The following is a 22,811-nucleotide window of genomic DNA, read 5'->3' as shown; positions in this document are numbered from 1 at the left end:
GTGATCGAGGAGCCGCAGTTATGATCCGCTGCGTCCCTCACACGAGTCTGTCGGCTTTTCCAGCAAGCCACCGGGGCACGCCCGTGCCGCGAGCGGGGGCGCGCCCCCACTCTGCCAGTTGTTCGGCCGGTGTGCCCTCTGTTCAACCCACGAGGTGCCAGCCGGCCTCGATCTGGCTGAGCAGGTGACACTGCGCCTCGGGACTCTCCGCGATGGCTAGCGCAACGGCCGCTCGAGACGTGCCGTGTGCTAGCTCGTCCGCAAAGAACGTCGCTCCAGCCGCATCCACGTTGCGGCCCAGAGCGCCGCTATAGAGGCTCTCCACAAAGGCTGCATCGCTCAAGTCTGCGTGGGCGCTCATATACTCGGGCGAAGTGATCATCGCCTGCGCCACATCACTGAGTCCTGCTCCATGTTGGACGCCGCCAGCAAAGGCCTGCAGACCACTCGCGTCCGGCGCGCGCCCGAGCAGGCCGTGGTAGAGGCGAGCGACCTCACTCGCTGCGGCATCGGGCACGAAGATGCCGGAGGTAAAGCCCTCCTGCAGCAAGTGCTGCGCCTCCGCCGAGGTGGCGATCTGAGCGACCACTTGTCCCTGGCTCATCCCGTGACCGAGCTCGGTCGTAAAAAAGACCAGACCATCCGGCTCAGCATCCCGGAGCAGCAGATCACGGTAAAGGCCCTGCACGAAGGCGGTGCTCGTCTCGTCGGCCGAGTGGTTCGCCTGGTACTCGGGCGAGGCGATGAAAGCCTGCGCCAAGTCTGAGAGGCTCAGGCCAGCCTGCATTTCGGCAGCGTGGCCCTCCAGCCCAAGCAGGTCGGGATCACGCCCGAGCAGGCCATGATAAAGCGCGTAGATCTCGCCTCCTGGGCTACTCGCATCATGTGCGACGGAGCCGAAATAGGGAGCGTGCGTCGGATCAGGTACGAGGCCTGGACCGCCCGCTCCTCCCCCTTCCGCGCCGGTCGAGGTCGGCGTGCTGCCATCTCCTCCACCGCCGCCGGACGCCACCGTGGCGTTGAGCGTTAGCTGGGTACCGCCGCGCCCGTCCGCAGCCACGCTATACTGATAGCCGGCAGGCGCGGCATTGATGTTGAGCGTCTCGGTCTGTGTGCCGCTGGCGATAGTAAGCGTGCGAGCCACGGCGTCGTAAGTCGCGCCCGTCGCCGAGCCGATACCGCTCAAGTCGATCACGTCACCCGCGGCAAACCCGGTGATCTGGTTGGCAAGCGTATGACCGCTGTCGGATCCCACGGCCGCTGTCTCGATCTGCAGGGTCTGGCCAGAGCCGGTGAAGCTGATGCCGCCAGTTCCCGCGGCACCAGCCTTGGCGAGGTCCAGGGTGATGCTGCCCTGCAGAGTCGTCCCGCCCATGTAGCTGTTGGCGCCGGCACCGGAAAGAACGAGAGTTGCGCCCACACCGAGACCGGAGATGACGAGGGGCTGGCTCTGGTCGATCGCGAAGCCCAGGGCGTTGGCACCGCTTCCCGTCATGATCTGGCCGGTCAGCGTCGCGGTAATGCCGCCGGCGATCTGCATGAAGGCCGGGTCGCTGGCGGTGGTCTGAGCCGCGCCGGATCCAGCCGCTGCCACGTCTAGAGAAATCGGGCTCGCGTAGGTGCCTGTGGCCGCGAATTTAATCGTCGGGTCAACCAGATGCGCAGTAACAGCACTGCCCAGAGCACCAGGTGTGCCAAGCACCATCGTTCCGCTGTTCAGATAGACGGTGCCGGTGAAGTTGGGGTTGTTGTGCGTGAGATCGATCTCCGTGCCCGTCAGGGTCAGCGAACCTGCGCCGCTAATCTCGCCGGCGAGCACCAGCTTCGGGTCCATGCTGGCGATGGTGCCGCCCGCGCTAACACTTGCGCCCAGCTCGAGCCCGTTTGTCAGCGTTGCGCCTTGGCCAGTGCTGATGCTGAGCGTACCGCCCTGAAGCGCGACGATTCCGGAGCCCACGGCGTCAACGCTTCCCGCCGTGGCGTGCTGCAGAGTCAGAGTCCCGGCCTTGATGGTCGTCGGACCGGAGTAGGTGTTGGTGTTGGCCAAGACCTGCATGCCTGGGCTGTCGAGCGTCAGGCTGATCGTATGGCCGGAGGCCTCCTTGATCTGGCCGGCAAACGTGCTCGACGAGCCCGCGGCCGGAGAAAGGGTCAGGTTGGCATCGCTGGTCGTGCTGGTGAGCGTGCCTGATCCCACCAGCGCTCCTATGGTGCTGCCCGTGGCGCCGAGGTCAACCTGCGATCCACTCGGGACGGAGAGATCCGATGCATGGGCTGTGGCGCCGGGCCCGTCGGAGCCAGCGCCTGGCGCAGGTTGATGGGTCTCGACCGGAACCAGCTTACCCTCTGGGGTGACACTGTAGCTGAGCGAATCGACCGAGCCGTCCGGGTTCCTCTGTGTAACCGAGGTGAGGAGCCCGCCAGCGTCGTAGTGCACGACGGTGATCGCACTGCCGGGGCCGGGCAGAGTAACGTCTGAGTTAGGCGTCCCCTCGTCCTGCACGGTCACCGCAATGTCTAACGTACTCGCAGCCGAGCCACCTTTGCCGTCACTGACAATGAAGTTAAATCGGTCGTGAAGCGGTACTGTAGACGCAGCTTGCTGGACCGCGGCAATATCGGCAGCTGTACCGGTCAGCTCTATCTGACTGAATACATGGTTGGCTGCCTGAGCCTCGGAGACAGCAAGGAGATTGTCGGCTGTGTAGCTGTACGAGCCGTCAGCATTCAACGTGAGGAGGCCGTACGTTCCAGCGACGGGCTGACCAACAGCGCCGCTCTGGATCGCCGAGACGGCAAGCGCTCCGCCGTTCGGGTTGCCTTCGCCGGCCAACACGCCGGTGCCGGCGACACCCGCCGAACCTGTCGTACTCTGGCCCGCCACAACCTGTGCAGTCGCAGAGACTGCGCTCAACGAGGCTACCGGCACGGACGCCCCAGCCGGCATGCGCGTGCCGCTGGAGGTGATAATACTAGAAAGATCAACGGCTGTCTGAGTTTCTGCGACCGTCGTTGCGCCCTGGACGTCGAATGTAAAGCCGACGACGAGTGGGGAGGCGCCTGGCTGCACTGAAAGCGCTAAACTTGAAACAGCAGACAGGCCGGCAGCGTGGAGGTCGAAATACTGGTCCGGCGCGATAGAAAACTCGCGGCCTCCCGCGTCGAGAATAACAGGACCGCTCGACAAACTTTTCGGCACCAGAAGACCCGAATAAGAATTACCTTGCGCTGCAAAGCTGTACGTGTCCGAGCCAGACGGGTCGAAGTAAGCAAGCTTAGTAGGCTCTGAAATATTTACATCGAAGAACGACGTGCTCGTGGTCGGACCGGTGATGGTGAAGCTTGGCTGGGCGGCGTTAGATGGAAGCAGCGGCTGGCCTATCGGAGCGCCAAAGAGTTGCTGGTTCGAATCGATGTTAACCTGACTCTGATCGCCGAATACGGCGTCCAGCAGGTGGGAAGACAGAGGATTCACATCATTGAGAATGTCTTGTACCGTGTAGTTCGCCAGTCCTTTTTCAAAGCCAACAGCATTTTGCGTGAAACCGCCAATGGGAGAAGAAGGCAGCCCATTAGTACCAATTAAAGTGCCGGTCGGAAGACCATCGCCCGATAGCACGTTCGCCACGTCTTGCTTGACGGTCGCAATGAACTTGAGTCCTGCATAGGCAATCCAGGCCGCCGGCCCGCCTCGATTACCGAGCTCGGACACGAAAGTCCCAAGATTTGCATCGCCGCCGATCTGCTGCCCTTGAACATCGGCTAGTCCTCCCGCATATCCGCGCAGAAAATACTCTGCATCACGCAAATTCAAGTTTTGTGACGAAGTTTGCGCATCCGACTCTCGCATTGTTATAACATGGCTGAGGGCAGCCTCGGCAACGTCGTAGTCAGATGCCCCCGGATTTTGGACGACGGCAGTTCGCAATTCGTCCTTGATATAGTCTATAGTAGATTTTGGCGCGTAAATCTGTTCTCCTTCCACGACGATTGCGGCCGTATATTGAGAGGCGGCTGGATCGAATGGCCCGCCGGCAGTCGCGCTGGTTACGATGGAGATCGGACCGCCTATTGGACCAGAGATCGCCGGCGAAATGCCAATCTCTGAGGCGGTTTGCACTCCGTCGCTGAAGAAACCGCCAGTGTTCAGGGCGCTACTTGCGGGCGCTGGGTCATAGACCACGGAACTCGTACCGGATGCATGCGAGATGAGGTTAATCGGATCCAGGCTCCAACCCGGAAAACTCACCTTAACACTCACCGTTCCTTGCTCCGCGCTCAGCACAGCGCCAAGGTCGAATACTCCGACAGCCTGCATTGGCAAAAAAGACTGCATTGGGTACAGGTTTACGGTGACTTTATTTTGAACGAATTCTCCCAGGGCAGAGTCTAGCCCTCCCTTTACTCCGTCTCCAGGCAGCGACGTCACAAGCGTTGCATACTGAGAGGGCCGATTAAAAGCACCGCTCGTTGTGTAGTAAAACGACGACTTGACGGAGATCTCGTCCACTTTTAACCCCTAATTGACGGCAAACTTCCGAAATTGAGCCCGAATGCGGTCGCACCTGTTCGGCCCTTACTCAGTTCAAACCGGATGCTTTAGAATTTCTGCGTCCGAGTATTAGCCGGCTTCAGGTATCGCGCGAATTGGCGAGATTTTTGCGGCCTAACGGAACAGCTCTGTGGAGTAGAACTGCCAGCAATTGCAGCACCGGACCGGCGACAGATCTGTCACACGACCGAGTTCGCCGTCTCTCAATCGGCTGAGATACCCTCTGAAGCTCCGTTACAACAGCATCCAAATCCCATGTGGGCGGGGAGCATTACGTTTGTCCGCCGGACGCAGCATCATCCATTTGAACGATGCATTCATACTTTGTTAGCCGCGTTGCCGCACTGCAACACCAGGCCTGAGCGAGCGATACCTTTGCTCTCGGGGAGCGCTCACATCTTAACCCTGCGGTCTCAAATCACCTTTCGCCTTTTGGAGTCGGGAGCTTTGCAGGTCTAGTCCTCGGGTGGCTTTCAGGCGGAAAGATGTACCGAGAGTGGTGCAACGCGAAGCGGAAGAAGAAAGCCCCTCCCCCTCCCGGCCTCCCGCTCGACAAACGGAGCAGACAGGGACGGGCGGCACACGCATCCGTGTCGGACGTCGTCATCACGATTCCGGAAGACCACACGAAGTCGAGCCCGAAGCTGCCCAGCATCGACGTTTTGGCGGAACGAAGCCATTTCCATTGCTACGCGCCCCTCGGCACGGCCGCGGCGCCGCGCTGAGACAATGCCTTCTCGCGGCGTAAGTCCGCGATTCGGCAATTTGAGGAACTCGCCGCCCACACACAGTGCCGCGCTCAGGGAAGGACACCCGAGTGAACCGCGCAGACGCATGCCCGCGCAATGGATTCGGCAGGCTCTGGCTGACCGCCGGGCTATGCCTGTCTCGGTCGCCTGAGCCGGTCACCCGTCATCGGGGTGACGAACTGTGAGGACCGAAGACCCGCGCCCCGATACCGAGGCAACTCTCCCCGAGGATGAGGATCCATCCCGGTCGCAGGCGCGAGCGCCTCCATCCGGCTTGCGGCGACCGACGTCGCGCTCAACCTCCTTGCGTGGGCCGACACAAGGAGGGTGATGCGCACGCCTTGATACCGCCCTCGCGCATCGATATCATGATATCATAGACCGGAGTACAAGGATGGCCCAACTCGTCGTTCGCAACCTAGACGACAGCGTTAAGGTCGGCCTGCGCCGGCGGGCCGAACGGCACGGTCGAACGATGGAAGCGGAGGTCCGGGCGATCCTGCAAGCCGCAGTCAGCGACGAGAACCCGGTGCCATTACCGCTCGGCAGCCGCATCGCAGCGCGCTTCGCGGGAGTCGGCTTTGACGAGGAGATCCGCGAGCACCGAGGCACCCCGGCCCAACCGGCAGCATTCGAGTGATCGTTCTCGACACGAATGTCCTCTCAGCCATGATGAGAGCCGAACCGGATCAAATCGTGCTCGCTTGGCTCGACCGTCAACCGTCGGAATCCATCTGGCTGACTTCGGTTACTGCGTTCGAGGTCAAGTTCGGCCTTGAATGCCTCCCGACAGGACGCCGTCGGCAGCAGCTTGAGCACGCGTTCGACCAGATGATGCGGGAGGACTTCGTCGGCAAGGTGCTGCCCTTTGATCAATCTGCAGCCGAGCAGGCCGCGATCTTGGGGGCGCAGCGCCAGCGCACCGGCACCCCTGTTGACTTCCGCGACACCGCGATCGCCGGGATCGTGCTAGCCCGCCGCGCGGCTCTCGCAACGCGAAACCGACGGCACTTCGCGGACGCGAGAATTCGGCTCGTGGATCCCTGGGCAGCCTGAGCGTTGGGGAAGAGCGCTCTGACTGGATCGAACCGGACGATGATCGTTGCGCGAGGGTCCCTGAATCCTCGACTAAGGTCCGGTCGGTGTAAATCCTGCAACGACAGCAACTTCCCCATGAGGCTCGCGATGATGTGGCGGCGCACCGCTCAGCGTCAGCTCCGCCGAACGCGCAGCTCAGGCTGCCGCCGACTTGCAGGTGCGGAAAGTCCGATCGCGCGGCCAAGCATTCAATCTCGGCGGCATGACAGGCCTTTCCGCTGCAATCGTCCCTGCCGGTGCGCCGATGCTCACCGTCGAGCCGGTGGCAAACTGCACCGCCTGAGCAAGCTCGGCAAAGGCCCGGGTCAGATGTCGTCCCCCTCAAGGACTCAAGCTTCGCGTTCACAGCGCTACGTATGATCCGATGCTCGCGTGTCTGATCAACACATTGAACGTGATAGGCCAGCAAATTCGACGGCCGCAAAGCGAGAACGCACCTCAAGAGGGCGTCGAGCGCAACGGCCGCTGCCGAGCATTCGGGAGCCGCTCGGTGCGCACGGCATCGGGATCGCCCGGGCCAACACCTAACGCAGCCGCCGGCAAATGCGCGATCCTCGAAACCACATGAGCACCGCTCCGACTCTGCAGAATTGACGTCGGCTCTGCCCGTGCTTCTACAGAAACTGCCAATCCGCACTTCCGTTACTATAGAGGTTGGCGACGCCGTTGCTGTTGTAGCCTCCCGTGTTCACCGCGGCGCTGCCGGCGTAGACGGTTCCATCGAGGCTGACTTGGTGGACGTAGAGGTTGCGATCCGCCGCAGGTGAGCCGCCGTAGGCATCGTCGAGGAAGGCGATCGCCACCTTGTGCGCGCCCGTCCCGAAAGAGCCGGTCAGCGTGATGTCTTGAGTCTGGCCGGCGGCGTGCGAGGCGCTGGTCGTGAGCGTGCCGCCCACCTGCTTGCCGTCCACGCTCACGGTGAAGTGTGGGCTGCCCTGCCAGCTGTCACCGGACACACGCAGAACCAGCGTATCGGATGGTTGAGCAGGCGGGGCCGTAGGCGCCGAGGCAGGCGGTGCAGAGACTGCAAGCGTGTGAATAGTCGCGCTTCCGCTGCTGTAGAGGTTGGCAACACCGTTGCTGTTGTAGCCGGCTGCATTCTCGGCGGTGCTGCCCGCGTAGACCGTTCCGTCGAGGCTGATTTGATGGACGTAAAGGTTGCGGTCGGCCGCAGGCCAGCCGCCATAGGCGTCATCCAGGAAGGTGATCGCCACGTTGTGCGCACCCGGCCCGAAGGAGCCCGTCAGCGTGATATCCTGAGTCTGATTAGCGGCGTGCGCGGCGCTGGTCGTCAGCGTGCCGCCCACCTGCTTGCCGTCCACGCTCACGGTAAAGTGTGGACTGCCCTGCCAGCTGTCGCCCGACACACGCAGAACCAGGGTATCGGGTGTTTGAGCAGGCGGAGCCGTAGGCGTCGAGGCAGGTGGTTGTGCATGACTGTCGCTCGTCACTCCAGCGAAGGCTGCCTTAAAGGCCGCGCTTGCATTGGGATACTGCCCATTGTCGATCTGCCCGTTGTAGGCAGCGAAGTTGGAGTCCCAGTAATTCGCGAAGACGACCTTGTGATCCGCAAGCCATTTGGCCATGGCTTGGATGTAGGGACCGGCATTGTCGGTCTGGATACCCCACTCGGAAATGGCGGTAGGCTTGCCATGCGCCGCTGCGAAATCTTGCTGCCACTGGAGGCCGTATTGTTCCGTGACGTTGTTCTGGAAAGCGGCCGCCGGGTCCTTCGAGTCCCAGGCGATATTATAGTAACTATCCATGCCAACCACATCGACATACTTGTCGCCTGGATAGGCTTTAGCCGGATCGATGCTGCCACCGCCCTCGTTCACATCCCAGACAAACTTGAACTGACCGGAGACGGAGCGGAACGTATCGACTAGGTTGTGGAAGGCCTGAATGAAAGCCGCCTCGTGGCCCGGAGCCGACCACGGCATCCAGGTGCCGTTGAACTCCCAGCCGACCCGGACATAGATCGAGCCGTCGCTGCTCGGCTTGCACTGGGCGAGCGCCTGGGCGGCCTGGAGGAAGTGGCTGTTATAGGCGCCGGTGGCGACTTGCTCGAGCGAGGTTCCCCAGACCGTCAGCGGAACGGACCAAATGGTCGAGGCGGCGGCACTCCTCCACAGCCCCGTTTCGTGGGGCACCGAGCTATCGAAAGCAGCCCAACTATCATTGTTGAGATAGTTTAGGACATTGTCGACCGGCCGGCCGAGCCATTTCTGGGCTGCGGTGAGAGCTGCCGGGTCGTTGCTGGTGTAAAAGCCGAGTTGGGTCACCGAACCTCCTAAGATGCCTCTAGTGTTGAGACGATTGCCCAGTGCCGGGTCAGTGACCTGGCAGCAATTTGATCACCCGTGGCCCTCGTGGAGACCAGCAAGAATCTGCTCGCGGGCCGACAGCCAGCCGGACCGTGGGACCGATTGTTGTGAGCTCGTCATGGGCACTTGCGTGCGTATTCCGTAACCGTCGCCGCTTGTCTTTTGGGGTTGTGTCTTTTGATGGTTAACAAAGAGTTAACGCGGCTGATGCGAGGCTAATTAGGCTTTCTTCGTGTTGCGTTGTATCCGGTGGCCGTGAGCAGGTTGCAGCATTCAGCCGAGCTGACGTGGGACAACGCGCGTTTGGTCGCTGCTCAGCAGAGGCGGGGTGGTGCGGGCGACTTCGCCGCGAGGAGGATCGTGCCTCAGCGGCCCACACCGGCGCCCTTGCGCTCGTTACATTGAGCGCGCGTGTGGCTGATCTGGAAGCAGCGAAAGATCAATGAGAAGGCTGCGAGATGATGCAGCGGGAACTGCATAATCGGCGCTTCCCGCTCGTGACCTGACAGGTTGGCTATGGACCGGGCTGTTGAATCACCGGCTGCCATCTTGCCACTGACACGGTATGGCGTGTACGCAACCGCGGAATAACGCCGAGGTTTGCGCGTGCTCCTCAATGCGCTTGCATCCAAGCTAGGCATCGGCCGGAAGCCGCAACCTATGGACGAGTGGAGCAGGGCCCACCTGTTCCAGATCCCTGGGGAGACGATCCAGTTCTGCGGTGCCGACGCCATCAAGGGTGCGCGCATCCTCGACGTCGGTTGCGGTGACATGCTGGCCGACATGGGCTACCTGCGGCACGGGCCCAGAAAGCTGACCGGGCTCGACGTTAATCCTCTCCCCTACAAGAACGGCTTCCACACGCTGGCCCAGCGTGTGCGCAAGACCGGCTACAAGCGCCTGCCAGACAACTACGCCGAGCTCCTCGACTTCCGCCTCTACGACGGCCGACACTTCCCCTTCGCGGACGCCTCGTTCGACTTCGTGTTCTCCTGGTCGGCCTTCGAGCACATCCACGACATCCACGCCGTGCTCAAGGAGATGCACCGGGTGGTGACGCCGGCAGGCCGGGTCTTCATCCAGGTCTACCCATGGTTCGGCTCGCGCCAGGGGAGCCACCTGGACGAATGGATCAAGGAGCCGTTCTTCCAGCACACCCGCAGCCAGACCTGGGTTAAGGAGCAGATCGAGGCTTACCTGGCAGCGAACCCGCAGGCCGATCGCCATTTCCTGGGCGACTACATGATGAAGGAGTACCGGAGCCTGAACCGGATCTCCTGCGCGGATCTCTACGAGGCAGTCCGGGAGGTCGGCTTCGTCATCACGCGATGCGGGCTCGTCAGCCATGACGTCGATCTGAGTGAAGCGCCCCGCGGCGTTCCCTTTGCCGAGTTGATGATCGGCGGACCAAGATGCTGATGCATCGGACGTAACCGGCCATCCATGAACGGCCGCGAGCCCGGCAGCTCCATAACGCCCAATGCGCGAACGACAGCGCTCCACAGCACGGGCCACGAGGGCTTCGTCAGCCAATCAGCGCTCCGGCTCAGAATTCCGCCAAGAACCGAGCCAGCGCTTCACCCACCGGCCGTTCCGCCGCAGTCATTTGCATCCCTTCCGCCGTCCGTTGGGCCTCCAGCATCAGCGCGTCGCGATCAAGCGCGTTGGCTTGGAACAGCCGCAGCAGCGTGAGCTGTAGCAGGTACTCCAACGCCTGAATGCGAGCCTGGGTAAGATCATCGGGTGTCTCCATCTCGGCCTCCTTGGTCCGTGTCACGACCGCCAAGGTAGCTGCGCAGAGAGGCGCGTCCTGACACGAGCGGGGCGGCAGGCACCGGCCGCACGCGTTCATGCCCCCATACGTGCCGCGGCCGGTGACCCATGCGCTCTTAACAGGAACCGTACACTCGCCCGCTCGCCTCATTTGAGCCGGTGGAGCCGTCCAGGCTGCTCGTGCGGTGGATCGCTCCCCTTGTGGGTTCACTGCGGTTTGTCTCGATTGACTGGAGGGCGGTCGGCTCGGTGCCGCCGCCCTCGCCTTGTCCGTCCGCTCCGGATACTTGCCGGCACACATCCCGGCGCGCAGCATAATCCTGTTCCCTGCGAAGCGGACCAGGGGGCAGTCGCCGGCCGCGGAGTGCAGGGGCCCTTGGGCCTGGCTGCAGTCGGCGACCCCCTTGTCTGTCCTCTCCCAACGCTTGCTGGCTCCTGCCCTGAGGCGCAGCATCGCTGCGCGCCCTGAGGCACACGCAGGGTGGCAGGCGCCGGCCGCAGACGTGGTTGCCAGCCATGGAGCCTGTTGCGGTCGGTGGCCCCTGCTCCACGCCACGGATCGTACAATCGCCCGCTCGCCTCATTTGAGCCGGTGGCAGCACGCAGGCTGACTGAACGGTGGATCGGTTCTCCCAAGGGCCTCCACCGCGGGTGAGATCTGCTTCTTGCGACTTGCGACGACGGTCGGCTTCGTGCCGCCGTCCTCGCCTTTCCCTCCATGCTCATCCACGGCGCGTACGCAGGCTGCCGTTGCGAACACTCTGCCTAGAGCTAAGCTTAGCCTGCCGGTGAACGCCCGTTGCCGGTACACCCTCCAGTCACTGAGGGCGGTTGGCCCGGTGCCGCCGCCCTCGCCTTCTGCAGCGATGTGAGCCAGCGCACGGACGGCGTTCGCCCGCAGGCCTATGTCCACCTGATCGTGCCAGCCCCTCCTGGCACTTGAGAGCTGGTCGATGATCGGGAGTGGGAGCCTTGCTCGCCCGATCATCGGCCGGCTTTTTCGTTTTCAGTCGGTCCGCCGCAAACGCTTGCTGGCCTCCGCACTGAGGCGCAGCATCCCTGTGCGCCCTGTTTGATGATGCGCAGGGTGGCAGGCGCCGGCCGGGCACGTTCACCCATCCACACGATGCTGCGGTCAGTGCCCCTCCCCTCATCCCTAAGTCGGCCCGTGATTGCCTATGCTGCGTTCGATGCCCGGCTTTCTTGGGCAGGCGTCGGCCGGCGGGATGCTAGGAGGGCATACCGGGGCAGGTCAGCAGGGCAGGACTGCGAGACACAGGTCAGCTCCGACGGATGCGGCCCCTGAGATCGCTTGCGCATGTCTTAATCGGCATTATGGGCCCGGACTCCCGCCGGGCATCGAGGTCCTCCAGGGCGAAACACCGCCCGCACTTCACAGGAAGCAACTCCGCCGGCCGATCTCGCGGGAAGCGCGCCGATCACGCCAATCGTGGAGGGAGCTCGCTTGCATCTTCGGCGCCTCACCGCATGTTGTCAGATCAAAGATTTTGTTGAACAGACGGAGATGTGGTGATGCCCTCTCCCACAGACGCCCAGCGTGAGACGGCGCGCAAGGGTCATGGCGCCACGTCGCAACCGCGTCAGCCATGGCGGCAGAGCGAGGCTTCAGACCGAGTTGCCGCCGTAATCGCACGCGCCAGTGAATCTGGCCTATTCGGCGACAAGAACGGCCGCATCGCGGGCCGCGTCAGCAAGCGTCTCATCGAGCAAGCGAGGGCACGGGCGGGTCTGACATCCGATACCCAGCTCATTGAGTACGCGCTGGCTAACATTGCGGTGGAGGATGAGTTCGCCGAGGCGTTCCAAGCCGTGAGGCGTACTGTCGATCCGGACCTTCAGCTTGAGCTCTGAGGGTGACATCCGTCGGCTTCGATGCGGCGGCTCGTTGGGCGAGACGCGCCCCGAGGGCGGCGCTCAGCCGTCGCCCAGACGATCAGCTTCCCTTCCTACGCAACGAGGGCATCAACCGCTCGACCCGCTGCTGACGATCATGCCGCGATGAGCGTCAGCAGAACGTAGGCCATCATGGCGAGCAGCCCGCCGACCATGGCGAGTTCTACGATCACCTCCATGACTGCCAGCTCTTCCCGCAACGATTCGCGTCGGCTGCATGCTACGGCCTGATGCCCACCGGAAATCCGGGATCCGCAGTTCACCACGTGGATGGTGAAGGGTCGGACGACCTACGGCGCGAAGTGTCCTCACGCTGCTGCCGGCAGTCGCCAACACTCAGCGTGGCACCGTGTCCGCCCTTGCGCTCGTGCAAGTCAACGACCCAGTCCGATCGGCAACCCTCGACAGGCATTCACCATTTTTTCTATCCACAGGCGCGCACGGGCATGATCGCGGGATCCGGTGCGCCTAAGGCTATGGCTCATTCAGGGCCCTGGTACCGCACATAGCCCGCGATGATCGCCGTTGTGAGTGCCGCAAACCACCATGGATGATCGTCGAACCTGTCCAACAGGACCAAGCCTGTCAGTAGAGCAGTCAAGCCGATGATCGCGGTGGCGGTGATAGGCTTCATCGCTTCTCCGGCCGCGACAGCAGGATCGCGGTGAGCACGGCGGCTTGCCTCACGGCGAAAGACAGCTTTCTGGCTCGTGCCGCGAATGACGCTGAGAGACGCGCCTTCTTGGAGAATTCCGCGAGAGCACGGACACTCTATGGCTGATCTGTGCCTTCTGGGATAAGAGGAGCGCGTCAGCGTTGCTGAACAGGACCGTCAGCTAATCCCAGGCCACGCAGGATGTCACCGAGCGGCCCTCCATCGGAAGCTGTCGATTGAGGCTGTGACTTAGCAGGCGCAGACTTCGCCGATACCGTTGCCGTCTTGCCTGGGGCCGCGACACTCGGCTTCTGCGCTTCCGCATGTCGCGCTGCATGGGGGACGCTCCTTCGCCCAGGTTTCTCCGTGCGGCTGGTTCGATCTGAACGTTGGCGAGCTCCCGCCAACGAAGAAGGTGAAGCAACCGGTGGAATGGCTGCGGTTGGCTCCGGTGGCGGGGATGGCGTGCTCGCTACAATCGGCTCAGGGGTCGTGACCTCCAGTGAGGCCGGGATGACGCGGACCTCGTCCACTCGCTGGACAGATGTGGACGGATCTCTCCATGCCTGCACAGACGCCGGAGATACCTCGCTTTCGAGTGCCCCGCTGCCGGAGATGGGCGCAGCCGCCTTGGCCGTCCCCGGGCCGTCAGAGGGCGTGGAACGCAGGCCAACCGTCAGCAGGGCTGCCGCCACCGCAGAGATACCAACAATGGCCAAGCTCGTTCTCATGCTCGAACAACCCTAGGTCACGCTTCAGCGTTCCCGGAACTGTGCGGAGACGTCCGGTCGGAGGTGCCAACGCCGGATGGCGTGAGGTCGAGGTTTTGGCTTCGGGATTGTGATGATCTGCCCGCTGACAGGATCCAGAATCGTTATGCTCAAGCGAGACCTCCTTGCCGTGATCCTTTGATCGGAACGCCTGACGGTTATCGGGAGGTTGATGCGAATCGAGCGCGATCCGGTTTGGGAGCTTGGGACGGGAACTTGTCCCCTGTCCGTCCACGGAGGGTACGCTTGGCGATGTAGGAACCCACCGTCTCTGTCTCGGATTGACGCTCAGGCCACGCACGATGCGGCTATCCGGAGTGGACGCATGGCGACCGACATCGAGACGCATCGCGACTTGCTAGACAAGCTCAGGGCGGCGGCAGGCACGAACGACGGAACGTTCGAGAAGGCGGCTATCCAAGCCTTTGAGCACGTCTTCGCCCATCTCAATCGCCTCGGGTCTGGCGAGCCGGGTGGTCTCTCCCGTGCCGAGGATGCTCCGGCAAAGCCGGATTCACCGCCCCCATACAGGTAGGCCGCCAACCCGTCAGAAGCGGTCATGCCCTTCAGCTGCCGCTCAATGACCGCCAAAGCGCCTCTGCGGCCTGCGCCTCCGAGGGATGCTGGCGGTCGGAGCGCTCGAGCGTCCGCACATGCCTGCGGAAAGTCCAGGCCCATACCCCTGTTTACCGGCGATCGGCTGCACCTCAAGGCTAAAGGGAGTGGCTACACCACACACCGGGACACGACCTTCGCCGCCCTGACCGACGAGTTCCTACCGCCGGGCGAGCTCGCGGTGCGCGCGGGCCTGTCGACCCGAAATCGGAGGGAACTGACCACGCAGGCTTGTTGCGCGCTTGTGCGGCTCGGGCTCGCCGGGTGGCACTACGACGGCCGCTGGTAGCGGTGGCGGCGGGCGTCCTGAGTTCACATGCCGCTCGCCATGGGGCCTCACTTTACGAAAGAGGGCGGCCCTTAACGTGCGCCGACAGCTGCGGTGGCAATGCGATGTGTCTGATGTTCAAAGCCGCTTTCGATGTGATTTGTCTCGGAATTGCGGTGACAGCGTTCGTCATGATCGCCAGCGATATGCTGCTCTCCGATGAGGTCGCAAAGGACGCGGAGCGCGACGCGCAGAACTAACGTCATGCTGCAACTCCGCTGTCGAGCGCATCGGCGTTGATACACAGAACTCCGCGCGTGCGTGATCTGTGGGCAGGTGCTATGTCCTGCGCAGACCGGATCAGCACAGGGTCCCGAGCGTGAGCACTCCAGACGACAGGCAAAAAAGTCGAGAGGTAGAGAGCGTTACGCGCCCCGCAGTCGAAGGCTCTTTTGCCGCTCCCGTCATCTACTTCGATGAAGTTGAGACCATCGGCGTCGCGAACGGGGTCGGGCAGGTGATGCTGTCCGCGATGGTGCCCGATCTGGGCCCAAATGGAACTGTAGCGAATAAGCGCATCGTGGTCGCTCATCTGCGCGGAAGCCCGCACGCCATGAACGAGTTGCATAAGGCTATCGGCAAACTGGCGCTTCTCGCGTCTGGCACGAGTGGCCGCAAAAACTAGCAGATGCGCTAATAAGCGCGGACGTTTACCAGAATTATTAGGCTTATCATCGGATCGAACTTTACTATCTGCAGCTCCCGAATACCATCTAGGTAGCAATAAACGGGAGGGCATGATGACCGAACGCCGCTCACTGCCACGGCGCCACGTTCTAAAGGCCGCCCAGATCGAGATTGATCGGTCATCCGCCTTTCCCTGCAAGGTTCGGAATGTCACGCACGCTGGCGCGCTGCTGAGGGTGCCGAGCGTTATTGGGGTGCCGGACCACTTTGAACTCACGATCGACCCGAGCGACGACCGCCAAGCCTGCCGTGTCGTTTGGCGTTCGCTCGACGAACTGGGCGTTCGCTTCGAACGGGTTGCGACTGCCTTGTGCTGAGCCTCGGCTCTTGCTTAGCACCTCATCCCTGTCGAATTGCAGGAAGTCAGGCCACCAATGGTTGAGCGTCGGTCAATCAAACGGCAAGCAGCCGCGCTGTATGGCCGTCTAGCCTATGGTCCCGAGCTAGAGCTCGCAGAGTGCGTCGTGCGCGACGTGACGACGACCGGTGCGATGCTGATTGTGCGCCCTAATACGAAGACACCGGAAACATTCGACCTACTGATCGGCACCGGCGGGCCCATGCGACCGTGCAGATTGGTGTGGCGCCAAGGGCTCAACGCGGGCGTCCGCTTCACCTGACCGATCACCGCCTCCTGCCCCGTCACGCCAACCTCTCCTCGCGCATTTCGGCAGCTGGGATGTTGCAGAGATCGGTCCGCCCGTCATAGCGCTTCTGCGCCGCAGTCGGCCCCCAGATCTCGCGCACGTATCGGAGGCCGCCACTCTCATGTGCGAGCTGCGCGAAGAAGTGGGCCATCCTCGGCGGCGTAACGGGCCCAAACGCTGCGGCGTGCGGGTTGAACGATTCGCGATCTTGGCGGCCAGCGGCGCGCGGCCGCCCGCGATCGTCTGCAGCTGGGCGGCCGTGGTGGTCCTGGTCATCAGGACCTCTCGATGTCAGGTGGTGCGCGGCTGGCCCGGCCGGCGCGGGTTTCAGTCTTCGTCGACCGCCAGCGGCGCGGTCTGTCCGGCGAGCGCGTGAGTTTTCAGGTGTTTGCAGAGGCGAACACCGGCATCCTCACAGGGCAAGGAAGGAATCAGTGCCCTACCTCCTTTGCGCGATTGTGCGGCGGAGGCGTGATTGCCGATGCTTGGCAGTAACGAATCAAAAAAAGGGGGCTGCGATGTCGCAAGCCAATTCAACGATCGATCATGATGTGGATCTCGAACGCTGGTCGGATCGGCTGCAGCTATCAGCGGTTTTCCTGGCCGTTGCTCTTGCCGTCGAATGGCTAGGCGTGATTGTCGCTGCCGCTTGGTAAACGAGTGAAGGATCAAGGCCGCGGCGTTCAGCCCGGCAGGTTGGCCCACATCGCGGCTTCCGGCCGAGGGCCGCGGCCATGTCAGGCTCCAAACAGTTGGAGTGACCCGCCTCACAGCGCGGAACGCACGATCCGATCGATACTCGCCTCAGCGGCTCGAGCGGCGCGGGAGATTTTGATGAGGCGGTTTCAGGTCCGGCAATGCGCGACGGGGCACATTTTGTGGGTGGGCGCGGCGTTCAATGAGATCGCGGCGCTCGACGCCATGGCGCACGAGGCAGGCTACTACGACTTCTCGGATCTGCCGGACCATCTGCGCGCGGGCGGCCTCGTGGCGGAGCTGGCAACGGGCTGATTACTTGCCCGCCTCGGTGATCTGTGGATCATGACCGTCCATGCGGAACGCGGGCTGCGGTATTGAGATCGGGCAGAAGCTCATCCAGCCTGTTGGAAAGGCGATTGGCTTTCGCGAGTAGGTCTGCCACGCGGCCGCGCAGCACGCGTTCTGCGGAATTGTGGCCGCGGCGCTCGAACTGGGCGACCACCGCGCTCAGGTCGAAAGACACGCCTGCCTTGAGGCCAGTGACAGGAGCGGAGCCCTGGCGGACGTGAGTGCACACACGACAGGCACCAAAAGCGAGCAGGTGATCAGAATGGCACCTTCACACTTAAGGCCGCCGCTGCTTCAGCCACTCACCCGTTCCAGGCGCTAACCGTGTTGCCGCCCAAGGCGTGGTGGACTGCACCTCGAGCAGAAACAAGCTGTCGCCGCGGTCGAGGAACCCCAGAAGGCAATCGCTCAGAACCTTCACCTCGCGGTCGCTGTCGATCAACCACGCCGACGATTGCGCCCGATGCGCACCGATCTGACTCAGGTGCCTCAGCAGACCGCTGTAATCATGAGCCATCGCCTTCATGTCAAAGCTGGCAAAGTAGATAGCCATCGCCGATCCTGGAGCCCACAGATCGCCTCGTTATCGCGCCTCTCTCGCGCGACAGCTATGGCATTTTCGCAACTCCCGAGTCTTGCGAGACTGTACGCCGCCACCCCGTTCAGACGGGCCTCAACGGCCTTGGACGCGTGGTATAAACGGGGGAGCCGCGATTGCGCGAGTTGTTCTCACGACAGCCGAAAAGCGCGGCCACTCGGCGCGGTCAGTTCCGGCCGGTCGCATGAATCGAGCTCCCGCAAGGCCTGTTTGATCGCCCGCCGCTCCAACCGACCGACGTCATGCTGGAAGGCCTCGGCCAGAGCAGCAGCGCTCACGATCGAGCCATCCTCTGCCGAGACGGAGATGCGCGCGGCGCCCTCCTTCCGGAGGGACCAAGCCAGGAACAGCGCCTCGCGCGCGGAATCCCGCTGCACCGAGCTGTCAACGCCATGGATCTCGGCGGCGATCTTGAACATGCGAGCGACTCCTTGGCTTACGAGGAAGCGGCCAAGCTTACCGTCGAGCTTCCGTTAGCGCACTTTTAACCTTTCCTCCGGTGCGTAGTCGACCCCGCTTTACACAGGCGAATCAGCCGCCGACCGAGGGTGCACGGTTTGCAGCCTGTGATGCGCTCGTCCGCGCAGGCCCCGCGCGGATCGGTCTGACCTGAGTCCCCGGACGAACCCCCGCCTATTGCGGGTTCGGGAAGATCCCATCCGCACGAGGCAGGTTGGCGAGTTCCTCATCGCCCGCCAAGGCTTCGTCGAGCCAGGACAGGTCTCCGAGAGCCTCCTCGACGGCCTTCTGACCGGCCTCTCCGATTTCCAGACGCACGGCATGGGTCAGTGCCGTCGCGCTCACGAAGGCAGAGCTCGCGTCATAGACCTGGACGCGCTCCGCCCCCTCTTTACGCCGCGCCCAAGCGAGCGAGAGCGTATCGCGCGCAGTGTTCTTCAGGTTGATGATCTGGACGCCTCGCACGTCCGCGATGATGGTGAAGGGCATCGGAATTGCCTGCGGGGACCAGCCACCTCATTAAAGCCACTGATCGTGATCCTCACCATACCTCGGTCAGACCGCCCAGGTTCAATCTCGGGCTATCAACCGCCCGGCAGCGGGCCAGCGCCGAGCTCCGGAGCTTCGAACGCAGCGTCATCCTGCCCGCCCTGTGCCCACCACAGCGCAGCCCGCTGGAACTCACCGGTCGTGAGAGGATCGAGAGTGAGAGCCGCAGCACCTGCCGCCGGGAACCGAACAGCCGGTTGCAACGGCGCGCTGGCGCCGAAATCAAACACACCATCACCCTCGTCGAACAGCAGCAGGCTTTCCATACTGCGCAGTCTGGAGCACCTCGGCAAACGGCTCCTTAATGCGCCGGCCAAGCGCTGATCAGGTTTAGCAAACCGCGTGACTCTTCCATGCGCCCCGCTCAAGACCAAGACTTCCGGCAGCCCCGACGGCGGGGCGTTGCGCCCCTCTGGAGGTGCCGCCTCGCCCGCCTGTGCTGCGGTTCCCTTGTGGGTGAGCCACACGCTGACCGTTGGCCTGCTCGCATCCCTCGTCTTCGCCGCTTCGTAAGTGGGAAAGGCTCCCTGCATGCCTCGCCCGGCTTGAAACGGCGCGATGAGCCTGGCGAGGCGACAGCCCAAGATCGGTGTGTCACCCAGGAAAAGCGGCGGCCCATGGAGGCCGCCGTCAGGAGACGGCCAATGAGGGACTTTGACCGACTTGCGAGCTTCAGTGAAGCGTTGTCGCCAAGGGCCGCTCGGGCGAGCGGATGGCAACCTTTCGTCTCGCCGCAGCGGCTTGCGCGCGCACCTGAGTGAGCACCTGCTCGATCAGCATACGGGCTTCAGCAAGCCCCTTGTCCGCCGCTTCGGGCGTGAAGGCAGTCGTGTCGATGCGGCCGACTTTCGCGCGGATCGCCTGTTCAAGCCGGCGAACGTCATCGCGATGCGTTCCAGCGACCAGCTCGGCGCTGAGCAGCCGAACCATATTGGTGAGGGAGATGAGCGCAACGCTATGCGCATCGTCAGAGAGCTTCTGCATGTGTCTGCTCCAAACCGCGCCGCGAATGGCAGCCCTGGCCACGCAGCGCCTGAGGGGCGTCAGGATGTGCGAGAGGTCAGTCTGAGGTCCTCAGGCGGCCCACGCGGACCGGCAGAGACGATGCCGTGGCCTACACACCGACACGCATCGGCGCTGCCAACTCTGTGTAAGACATCCGGTCCAAGATCAAGCCTTGGCGCCTCGGCGGGTAAGATGGTTGGACTTGCATCCTGCGGGCCGAAGCCGAGATCTAGCCGATCCTCGTCATCGTCGCTCAACGCAACGTTGAGCACCGCAAACCAAGGCCCCTCCCCCGAGCCCCGCTCGTAAGCAGCCTGGGAGCTGATGCTCGGGAATTGGAGACCGACGTAGCCGTCCAGAGCAGCGAGAAGCGCCAGCAGGACGAACACGAGGCTCGGGATGGGCCTTGGCCTTAACACGCGGATCGGGTCGCCCCCGGGATGACTGCAGCCGAGCTATCTAACTGACACCGCCCTTCGGCCAAAAGCAATTCCCTGTGATTGCGAGCGACCGGGCAGGTTTGCTCCCCTTTCGACGAACGATCCTCATGTTGCTGCCGCCATTCTGCTCGCCTGCCGCAAGGGCGGCTGGGCGGAGCCGGCGTCACTGCCTCGCGCAGGTCCGCCGATGGATTGCGGGGGCCTAATCCTCATCCACGCGCTCGCTGAGGGGCTTGTGGCAGCTCTGCGCCTGCCGACCGGGTTGTGCTTCGAGGCAGCCCGCGCAAATCGAACTCGTCGCCCTACCCGCACCACCTTCATCATGAACCAATCCGAGGCCGAATGGGCGAACGCCGGCATTGTATGTCGCCGGACATTCGAATTGACAGGCTTGCCGATTCGAGAGACGTCAGACGCGTCTCCCGGCGCGAGCGCGAAGCATGTCTTTCACCTACACGGTCACGCTGAACGACCCACAGCAGCGCTCGCAGGATGTGCTGCTGCTAAGCAATGTTCAGGCTGCGCTCAATACCTGGTCTCAGTACATCGACGGCGAAGGTTCCGTCGAAGTCGCAGTCAACGTTGTGTCACTCGGCGCAGGAATCCTCGCGCAAAGCGGGCCCGGGACCATGGCGTTCGCTGGCACCGATGGGGCGCGCACGATCGTCCAGAGCGGCGCCGTTGCCGAACTCATCAGCGGCATCGATCCGAACGGGAGCGCGCCCGACATCACCATCGATGTCAACAGCACCCTGCTGACGAGCAGCTTCTATCTCAATCCTGACCCCTCCCAGCCCTCGACAGTCCCGGCGGGCCGCTACGACGCGATCACGGTGCTCACCCACGAAATCGCGCATGGCTTCGGGATCGTCGGGAGCCGCGACTCGACCACCGGCGCACTTGCAGCCACCACGGAATCGACGTGGGATCAACTCGTCACCGTGCGCCCAGACGGAAGCGCTGTCTTCACCGGCGCGCATGCCCAGGCTGTCTACGGCGGCCCCGTTCCTGTCACGACGGTGAAGAACGGCGAGCAATATTACCACGTCGGCAACTCCAGTGCGGACGCCGCAGCCCAAGATCTTCTCGGAGGGACAGGTCTGCTGACAGGGCAGACCCGTGCGATCTCACGACTCGACGTCGCGATGCTGCAGGATCTTGGCGTGCCGGCGGTCGTCCGCAGCGCAGCCACATTCGGCACGGTTGTCCACGACACCACGAGCCCTGGCGGTCAGGTCTATACGCTCTACGATGCACTGCTCGGGCGCGCGCCGGATCCTCTCGGCCTAGAGGGCTGGACAGCGAGCCTCCAGACCGGCAGCTCGACCCGCGATCTGGCTCAGGCGCTTCTCGCCTCCCCGGAAGGCCAAGCGCGCGCGGGCGCTCTCGACAGCACCGCTTTCGTCGAGCAACTCTACGGCGCGACCCTGCATCGGCACTCGGATGTGGCTGGCCTGAGCTACTGGACCGGTCAACTCGTTCAAGGTGCCTCTCGGGCCGCTGTGGCGCTCGGCTTCGCCTTCTCGCCCGAGCATGTGGTCAATGTTCAGAGTGCGCTCAACGCGGGCGTCTTCGTGCCCGACGCGAACACCGCGAACGTGGCACGCCTCTACTACGCCGTCTTGGATCGCGCACCCGACGCGGTTGGCCTCAGCACATGGACCAACCAGGTGAAACAGGGGGCGTCCCTCGACGCGGTGGCCCAAGCCTTTCTGACCGCGCCCGAAGTACAGGCGAAGACGGGAAGCCTGGCCAACGCGCAGTACGTGGACATGATCTACGGGAATGCCTTAGGGCGGCATATGGAAGCCGCGAGTCTGACATATTGGACAAACCAATTCGAGCACGGCGCCTCACGTGCGGCCGTCGCGATTGCCATTGGTGAGAGCACCGAGGCTCGGATGTACCACGTGAGCGAGATCGAACTCGGCTGGCACCTCGCGTGAGAGCCATCTGATCTGATCCGACCGGGCGGCGCGACTGGGCTCACGAGTGCTGATCAATGAGAATTGGTATTACACTCTGAGCACCAGACGCCCCCCGCTCCCGCGGACGGCAGCCTCGGCGAGAGGAGGTTCCGAGAAACCGACCATCGCCCTTAGCAGGGCCTCGTCGAGCGGCCGCCCATCCGGCGCGCGCACCTGCACCTCCTGAAATCCTGTCGCGCGGCGCTCCGCGACAAGGCGCAGGGCCGCGCTCGCGCACGTGCACCCATTCATGACCGTGAGCTCTGCGCGGATCGCACGAACGATGAAGCTCATGCCAAGTGCTCCGGTGGTCCTCGAACGCGGCCATACGAGCCCGCGCTGACGAAAGTTTCGCCGCATCGAATCGTTGCCCGATCCCGACGGCCGCCACGACGCCTCGTGCGCCCTGCACGTCTGCCGGCGCGGCAGTCTCGCGGCTGGATGCGTTTGGCGGCGCTCGACCGTGTCCCGCTTGGTGCCGCATCTGGCTTTGCGGGCCTCGATTGGCTGAGCTGGGACGTGGCGCTGTCGTGTAACCACTCGTTCAGTTAACGAGGCGACACCTCAACAGACACACTTAACACAAGATGATCTTACCAGATGGTGAGGTTAATCGGATCATAACTTGAGG

25 protein-coding genes are annotated in these 22,811 nt (G+C 63.1%); 13 read left to right on the top strand and 12 right to left on the bottom strand.

The window, feature by feature from the left end; translation table 11 throughout:
- Window positions 1-142: 142 nt before the first annotated feature.
- On the bottom strand, window positions 143-4,510 hold the full coding sequence (locus tag WDW90_RS14595) for a DUF4214 domain-containing protein (RefSeq protein WP_336488123.1): 4,368 nt from the start codon (window positions 4,508-4,510) through the stop codon (window positions 143-145).
- Window positions 4,511-5,142: 632 nt separating this feature from the next.
- Here WDW90_RS14595 and WDW90_RS14590 point away from each other — a divergent pair.
- The 3 genes from WDW90_RS14590 (at window position 5,143) to WDW90_RS14580 (ending at window position 6,357) form a co-directional block, all read left to right on the top strand.
- The gene (locus WDW90_RS14590) at window positions 5,143-5,277 is read left to right on the top strand and encodes a hypothetical protein (RefSeq protein WP_336488122.1); all 135 of its coding nucleotides are present in this window, start codon (window positions 5,143-5,145) and stop codon (window positions 5,275-5,277) included.
- A gap of 418 nt (window positions 5,278-5,695) precedes the next feature.
- Window positions 5,696-5,941, top strand: coding sequence for a FitA-like ribbon-helix-helix domain-containing protein (locus WDW90_RS14585; protein ID WP_336488121.1), 246 nt, complete (start codon window positions 5,696-5,698; stop codon window positions 5,939-5,941).
- Complete coding sequence (locus WDW90_RS14580) at window positions 5,938-6,357, top strand: type II toxin-antitoxin system VapC family toxin (RefSeq protein WP_336488120.1); 420 nt, start codon at window positions 5,938-5,940, stop codon at window positions 6,355-6,357. Before WDW90_RS14585 ends, WDW90_RS14580 begins: the two co-directional genes overlap by 4 nt.
- A gap of 656 nt (window positions 6,358-7,013) precedes the next feature.
- Here WDW90_RS14580 and WDW90_RS14575 read toward each other — a convergent pair.
- A complete protein-coding gene (locus WDW90_RS14575) occupies window positions 7,014-8,684 on the bottom strand; it encodes a carbohydrate-binding domain-containing protein (RefSeq protein WP_336488119.1) in 1,671 nt (556 codons plus the stop codon).
- Window positions 8,685-9,386: 702 nt separating this feature from the next.
- Between WDW90_RS14575 and WDW90_RS14570 the strand changes: the two genes are divergently transcribed.
- A complete protein-coding gene (locus WDW90_RS14570) occupies window positions 9,387-10,145 on the top strand; it encodes a class I SAM-dependent methyltransferase (protein ID WP_336488118.1) in 759 nt (252 codons plus the stop codon).
- Between the two features lie 127 nt (window positions 10,146-10,272).
- Here the strand turns inward: WDW90_RS14570 and WDW90_RS14565 are convergent, their stop codons facing one another.
- Entirely contained in the window at window positions 10,273-10,479 is a 207-nt protein-coding gene (locus WDW90_RS14565; protein WP_336488117.1) for a hypothetical protein, read from the bottom strand.
- A gap of 600 nt (window positions 10,480-11,079) precedes the next feature.
- The gene (locus tag WDW90_RS14560; RefSeq protein ID WP_336488116.1) at window positions 11,080-11,487 is read right to left on the bottom strand and encodes a hypothetical protein; all 408 of its coding nucleotides are present in this window, start codon (window positions 11,485-11,487) and stop codon (window positions 11,080-11,082) included.
- A gap of 545 nt (window positions 11,488-12,032) precedes the next feature.
- Between WDW90_RS14560 and WDW90_RS14555 the strand changes: the two genes are divergently transcribed.
- Complete coding sequence (locus WDW90_RS14555; RefSeq protein WP_336488115.1) at window positions 12,033-12,371, top strand: hypothetical protein; 339 nt, start codon at window positions 12,033-12,035, stop codon at window positions 12,369-12,371.
- 523 nt (window positions 12,372-12,894) lie between these two features.
- Here WDW90_RS14555 and WDW90_RS14550 read toward each other — a convergent pair.
- On the bottom strand, window positions 12,895-13,047 hold the full coding sequence (locus WDW90_RS14550) for a hypothetical protein (protein WP_336488114.1): 153 nt from the start codon (window positions 13,045-13,047) through the stop codon (window positions 12,895-12,897).
- Window positions 13,048-14,163: 1,116 nt separating this feature from the next.
- On the opposite strand from WDW90_RS14550, the gene WDW90_RS14545 reads away from it, so the two are divergent.
- The 7 genes from WDW90_RS14545 (at window position 14,164) to WDW90_RS14515 (ending at window position 17,126) form a co-directional block, all read left to right on the top strand.
- Window positions 14,164-14,373 carry a hypothetical protein gene (locus WDW90_RS14545; RefSeq protein ID WP_336488113.1) on the top strand — a complete coding sequence of 70 codons (210 nt, stop codon included), beginning with the start codon at window positions 14,164-14,166 and terminating at the stop codon, window positions 14,371-14,373.
- Between the two features lie 482 nt (window positions 14,374-14,855).
- Entirely contained in the window at window positions 14,856-14,981 is a 126-nt protein-coding gene (locus tag WDW90_RS14540; RefSeq protein WP_336488112.1) for a hypothetical protein, read from the top strand.
- A gap of 119 nt (window positions 14,982-15,100) precedes the next feature.
- Window positions 15,101-15,406, top strand: coding sequence for a hypothetical protein (locus tag WDW90_RS14535; RefSeq protein WP_336488111.1), 306 nt, complete (start codon window positions 15,101-15,103; stop codon window positions 15,404-15,406).
- Between the two features lie 112 nt (window positions 15,407-15,518).
- On the top strand, window positions 15,519-15,785 hold the full coding sequence (locus WDW90_RS14530) for a PilZ domain-containing protein (RefSeq protein ID WP_336488110.1): 267 nt from the start codon (window positions 15,519-15,521) through the stop codon (window positions 15,783-15,785).
- Between the two features lie 451 nt (window positions 15,786-16,236).
- Complete coding sequence (locus tag WDW90_RS14525) at window positions 16,237-16,491, top strand: hypothetical protein (RefSeq protein ID WP_336488109.1); 255 nt, start codon at window positions 16,237-16,239, stop codon at window positions 16,489-16,491.
- Between the two features lie 142 nt (window positions 16,492-16,633).
- Entirely contained in the window at window positions 16,634-16,771 is a 138-nt protein-coding gene (locus tag WDW90_RS14520) for a hypothetical protein (protein ID WP_336488108.1), read from the top strand.
- A gap of 178 nt (window positions 16,772-16,949) precedes the next feature.
- Window positions 16,950-17,126: a hypothetical protein gene (locus tag WDW90_RS14515; protein WP_336488107.1), complete on the top strand. Its 177-nt coding sequence runs from the start codon at window positions 16,950-16,952 to the stop codon at window positions 17,124-17,126.
- 28 nt (window positions 17,127-17,154) lie between these two features.
- On the opposite strand, the gene WDW90_RS14510 is transcribed toward WDW90_RS14515, so the two are convergent.
- The 6 genes from WDW90_RS14510 to WDW90_RS14485 form a co-directional block, all read right to left on the bottom strand.
- A complete protein-coding gene (locus WDW90_RS14510; RefSeq protein ID WP_336488106.1) occupies window positions 17,155-17,337 on the bottom strand; it encodes a hypothetical protein in 183 nt (60 codons plus the stop codon).
- Between the two features lie 102 nt (window positions 17,338-17,439).
- A complete protein-coding gene (locus WDW90_RS14505; protein WP_336488105.1) occupies window positions 17,440-17,715 on the bottom strand; it encodes a hypothetical protein in 276 nt (91 codons plus the stop codon).
- A 176-nt stretch (window positions 17,716-17,891) separates the two neighbouring features.
- Window positions 17,892-18,179 (bottom strand): hypothetical protein, encoded by a 288-nt coding sequence (locus tag WDW90_RS14500; RefSeq protein ID WP_336488104.1) that lies wholly within the window; start codon window positions 18,177-18,179, stop codon window positions 17,892-17,894.
- 214 nt (window positions 18,180-18,393) lie between these two features.
- On the bottom strand, window positions 18,394-18,708 hold the full coding sequence (locus tag WDW90_RS14495; protein ID WP_336488103.1) for a hypothetical protein: 315 nt from the start codon (window positions 18,706-18,708) through the stop codon (window positions 18,394-18,396).
- A 95-nt stretch (window positions 18,709-18,803) separates the two neighbouring features.
- The gene (locus WDW90_RS14490; protein WP_336488102.1) at window positions 18,804-19,034 is read right to left on the bottom strand and encodes a hypothetical protein; all 231 of its coding nucleotides are present in this window, start codon (window positions 19,032-19,034) and stop codon (window positions 18,804-18,806) included.
- Between the two features lie 406 nt (window positions 19,035-19,440).
- Entirely contained in the window at window positions 19,441-19,752 is a 312-nt protein-coding gene (locus WDW90_RS14485; RefSeq protein ID WP_336488101.1) for a hypothetical protein, read from the bottom strand.
- A gap of 901 nt (window positions 19,753-20,653) precedes the next feature.
- Between WDW90_RS14485 and WDW90_RS14480 the strand changes: the two genes are divergently transcribed.
- Window positions 20,654-22,159, top strand: coding sequence for a DUF4214 domain-containing protein (locus tag WDW90_RS14480; protein ID WP_336488100.1), 1,506 nt, complete (start codon window positions 20,654-20,656; stop codon window positions 22,157-22,159).
- Window positions 22,160-22,228: 69 nt separating this feature from the next.
- On the opposite strand, the gene WDW90_RS14475 is transcribed toward WDW90_RS14480, so the two are convergent.
- Complete coding sequence (locus WDW90_RS14475) at window positions 22,229-22,474, bottom strand: hypothetical protein (protein WP_336488099.1); 246 nt, start codon at window positions 22,472-22,474, stop codon at window positions 22,229-22,231.
- Window positions 22,475-22,811 lie beyond the last annotated feature (337 nt).

The organism is Methylobacterium nigriterrae, from assembly GCF_037106235.1.
In the GTDB taxonomy this organism is placed as follows: domain Bacteria; phylum Pseudomonadota; class Alphaproteobacteria; order Rhizobiales; family Beijerinckiaceae; genus Methylobacterium; species Methylobacterium nigriterrae.
Note: the sequence above shows the minus strand (reverse complement) of the source record. Positions and strands in the feature narration are given on the sequence as shown.

Excerpts from the sequence above, each read along its gene's own strand:
- WDW90_RS14585 (WP_336488121.1), top strand. The coding sequence starts at position 5,696 with ATGGCCCAACTCGTCGTTCGCAACCTAGACGACAGCGTTAAGGTCGGC.
- WDW90_RS14570 (WP_336488118.1), top strand. The coding sequence starts at position 9,387 with ATGGACGAGTGGAGCAGGGCCCACCTGTTCCAGATCCCTGGGGAGACG.
- WDW90_RS14565 (WP_336488117.1), bottom strand. The coding sequence starts at position 10,479 with ATGGAGACACCCGATGATCTTACCCAGGCTCGCATTCAGGCGTTGGAG.
- WDW90_RS14560 (WP_336488116.1), bottom strand. The coding sequence starts at position 11,487 with ATGATCGGGCGAGCAAGGCTCCCACTCCCGATCATCGACCAGCTCTCA.
- WDW90_RS14555 (WP_336488115.1), top strand. The coding sequence starts at position 12,033 with ATGCCCTCTCCCACAGACGCCCAGCGTGAGACGGCGCGCAAGGGTCAT.
- WDW90_RS14550 (WP_336488114.1), bottom strand. The coding sequence starts at position 13,047 with ATGAAGCCTATCACCGCCACCGCGATCATCGGCTTGACTGCTCTACTG.
- WDW90_RS14545 (WP_336488113.1), top strand. The coding sequence starts at position 14,164 with ATGGCGACCGACATCGAGACGCATCGCGACTTGCTAGACAAGCTCAGG.
- WDW90_RS14540 (WP_336488112.1), top strand. The coding sequence starts at position 14,856 with ATGTTCAAAGCCGCTTTCGATGTGATTTGTCTCGGAATTGCGGTGACA.
- WDW90_RS14530 (WP_336488110.1), top strand. The coding sequence starts at position 15,519 with ATGATGACCGAACGCCGCTCACTGCCACGGCGCCACGTTCTAAAGGCC.
- WDW90_RS14525 (WP_336488109.1), top strand. The coding sequence starts at position 16,237 with ATGTGCGAGCTGCGCGAAGAAGTGGGCCATCCTCGGCGGCGTAACGGG.
- WDW90_RS14520 (WP_336488108.1), top strand. The coding sequence starts at position 16,634 with ATGTCGCAAGCCAATTCAACGATCGATCATGATGTGGATCTCGAACGC.
- WDW90_RS14515 (WP_336488107.1), top strand. The coding sequence starts at position 16,950 with ATGAGGCGGTTTCAGGTCCGGCAATGCGCGACGGGGCACATTTTGTGG.
- WDW90_RS14505 (WP_336488105.1), bottom strand. The coding sequence starts at position 17,715 with ATGGCTATCTACTTTGCCAGCTTTGACATGAAGGCGATGGCTCATGAT.
- WDW90_RS14500 (WP_336488104.1), bottom strand. The coding sequence starts at position 18,179 with ATGTTCAAGATCGCCGCCGAGATCCATGGCGTTGACAGCTCGGTGCAG.
- WDW90_RS14495 (WP_336488103.1), bottom strand. The coding sequence starts at position 18,708 with ATGCCCTTCACCATCATCGCGGACGTGCGAGGCGTCCAGATCATCAAC.
- WDW90_RS14490 (WP_336488102.1), bottom strand. The coding sequence starts at position 19,034 with ATGGAAAGCCTGCTGCTGTTCGACGAGGGTGATGGTGTGTTTGATTTC.
- WDW90_RS14485 (WP_336488101.1), bottom strand. The coding sequence starts at position 19,752 with ATGCAGAAGCTCTCTGACGATGCGCATAGCGTTGCGCTCATCTCCCTC.
- WDW90_RS14480 (WP_336488100.1), top strand. The coding sequence starts at position 20,654 with ATGTCTTTCACCTACACGGTCACGCTGAACGACCCACAGCAGCGCTCG.
- WDW90_RS14475 (WP_336488099.1), bottom strand. The coding sequence starts at position 22,474 with ATGAGCTTCATCGTTCGTGCGATCCGCGCAGAGCTCACGGTCATGAAT.